2 protein-coding genes are annotated in these 1,822 nt (G+C 61.7%); both read left to right on the top strand.

Translation table 11 applies throughout. The features are described 5' to 3' along the window. The coding region (locus tag HP546_RS29820) for a sugar nucleotide-binding protein (RefSeq protein WP_172233339.1) at nucleotides 1–483 on the top strand (483 nt) is incomplete at its 5' end. Beyond that, nucleotides 480–1,361, top strand: a complete 882-nt coding sequence (gene rfbA / locus HP546_RS29825) for a glucose-1-phosphate thymidylyltransferase RfbA (RefSeq protein ID WP_172233342.1) — start codon at nucleotides 480–482, stop codon at nucleotides 1,359–1,361. The genes HP546_RS29820 and rfbA, both read left to right, overlap by 4 nt. Nucleotides 1,362–1,822 lie beyond the last annotated feature (461 nt).

Raw genomic sequence — 1,822 nt, forward strand, 5'->3', positions numbered from 1 at the left:
GCTGGCTGCCGGTACCTGATTTTCCGCACCTGCTGGGTGTATGCCGCCCGCGGCAACAACTTCGCCAGGACCATGCTGCGTCTGGCTGCGGAACGCGACAGCCTGGGCGTGATCGATGACCAGTATGGCGCCCCGACCGGTGCCGAGCTGATCGCCGACATCACCGCCCACGCCGTCATCGCAACCTGCCGCAACCCGGCCCTGGCAGGCCTGTATCATTTGGCCGCCGCCGGTGAAACCAGCTGGTGCGGCTACGCCCGCTATGTGCTGGAGCAGGCGACAGCCCTGGGCGTGCCATTGCAAGCCGGCGCCGGACAGGTCAAGCCGTTGACCACCGATGCCTACCCCACACCGGCCAGGCGGCCGGGCAACTCCCGCCTTGATACCCATGAACTGCAGAAGGCCTTCGCCCTGACCCTGCCGGACTGGCGCCTGGGTGTGGCCCGCATGCTGAAGGAAATCCACGAGAAAGGACGGCTATGAAGCGTAAAGGCATCATTCTGGCAGGCGGGTCAGGTACCCGCCTGCACCCCGCGACCCTGGCAATTTCCAAGCAACTGCTGCCGGTGTACGACAAACCGATGATCTATTACCCGCTGACCACGCTGATGCTGGCCGGCATCCGCGACATCCTGATCATCTCCACCCCGCAAGACACCCCGCGCTTCGAGCAGCTGCTGGGCGACGGCCACCGCTGGGGCCTCGACATCACTTACGCCGTGCAGCCCTCGCCGGACGGCCTGGCGCAGGCTTTTCTCATCGGCAGGGAATTCATCGGCAATGACCTGTCGGCGCTGGTGTTGGGCGACAATATCTATTACGGCCATGACTTCCAGCAGCTGTTGCGTCATGCGATGGACTGCCGGGAGGGTGCCAGTGTGTTCGCCTACCACGTGCAGGACCCCGAGCGTTATGGCGTAGTCGAGTTCGACGGGCAGGGCAGGGCGATCAGCCTGGAAGAGAAGCCGGCCAGGCCCAAGTCCAACTACGCTGTCACTGGCTTGTATTTCTATGACCAGGATGTTGTCGAGATTGCCAAGAGCATCAGGCCGTCGGCGCGGGGCGAGCTGGAAATTACCGATGTGAACCGCACCTACCTGGAGCAGAACCGTCTGTCGGTAGAAATCATGGGGCGTGGATATGCATGGCTGGACACCGGCACCCATGACTCGCTGCTCGAGGCCAGCGGCTACATTGCCACCATCGAGCGGCGCCAAGGGTTGAAGGTAGCCTGTCCGGAGGAAGTGGCGTTCCGCCAGGGCTGGATCGATGCGGGGCAACTGGAAGCACTTGCTGCACCGCTGGCAAAGAACGGGTATGGCCAGTACCTGCAGCGGGTGGTTCGGGACACGGTTTTCTAGGGATTGACGTGCCATTAGCCTTTTCATCGTCTCTGAACTCCGAGCGCCGCCCGCGCGGCGCCTCGCGGGTAAATCGGATCGCCGCACCGTCGCTACATCTATCGGTGGGTGTCGTATGACCCAATCTCCCACCGAAAAACTCGATAGCATTAAGCCACCTCCTACAGCCCCAACCCTCGCATCACCCTGCCACTCAGCGACATTCAGCCTCTTCCCGCACCCAGGGTTTTCCCTGCCCCCAGAACCCGCGTATCATCCGCTCATACAAATCTGAATAATCCCACGCCAGCCTCGGACCAAAAGTCTTGCGCCCCAGCGTACTTAGCGGCTTCAGATACCCAGACAATCATCAGTGACATACAACGACCGGCCAATTTCATGGCCTGGCCAGGCATGCCGGCTGTCCGACGGATGGGACGGTGCCCGATGAGATTTGAAGGAATAGGTTTTGATCAAGCGTA

It is taken from the genome of Pseudomonas sp. CM25 (genome assembly GCF_013179705.1).
Classification (GTDB): Bacteria; Pseudomonadota; Gammaproteobacteria; order Pseudomonadales; family Pseudomonadaceae; genus Aquipseudomonas.

What these genes read in the sequence shown, in the direction of transcription:
- rfbA (WP_172233342.1), top strand. Translation starts at nt 480, where the DNA reads ATGAAGCGTAAAGGCATCATTCTGGCAGGCGGGTCAGGTACCCGCCTG.